Raw genomic sequence first — 713 nt, 5'->3', positions numbered from 1 at the left:
CCATCTTCAATATATAAAACTTTGTTGCACTTTTTAGCCACTTTACTATCATGAGTTATTATTATTATTGTTTTTCCTTCATCATTAAATTTCTTCAATAACTCCATTATTTTCTCCATATTACTGCTATCCAGCGCTCCAGTAGGTTCATCTGCTAAAATTACATCTGGATCATTAACTAATGCTCGTGCAATAGCAACTCTTTGTTTTTGACCACCCGATAATTCACTAGGCAATTTTTCTTTTTTATCAAGAATACCCACATATTTTAACACTTCATCAATTTTTTTATTTTTCTCTTTAAGAGATAACTTAGTATAATCTAATGGTACTTTTATATTTTCAAACACTGTATAATCTTGTATTAATGCAAAATTTTGAACTATAAATCCTATATGCTTATTTCTAAGCTTTGATAGTTTTTTATCATTAAATTTTTCTACTAATTGCCCATTAAAATAATACTGTCCCTCTGTTTGTTTATCTAAGAATCCCAATATATTCAATAATGTAGATTTTCCCGAACCTGATGATCCCATAATTGCTAACATTTCACCTTTTTCAACTTTTAAATTAATATTATTTAAAGCTGTAACTTGTCCATCACCTTTTCCATATACCTTTTTTATATTTCGTATATCTATGTAACTCATTCACTTAACCTCCTTAAAATAGTATTTATTTCTAACTTCTTTATCTTTCTATATGGTATA

Annotated in this window: 1 protein-coding gene; it reads right to left on the bottom strand. The window is 27.1% G+C overall.

The window, feature by feature from the left end:
* The coding region (locus KQI30_RS16895; protein ID WP_216464509.1) for an ABC transporter ATP-binding protein at positions 1-653 on the bottom strand (653 nt) is incomplete at its 3' end.
* Positions 654-713 lie beyond the last annotated feature (60 nt).

Origin of the sequence: Clostridium bornimense (genome assembly GCF_018917145.1) — a bacterium.
Lineage (GTDB): Bacteria > Bacillota > Clostridia > Clostridiales > Clostridiaceae > Clostridium_AN > Clostridium_AN bornimense_A.
Note: the sequence above shows the minus strand (reverse complement) of the source record. Positions and strands in the feature narration are given on the sequence as shown.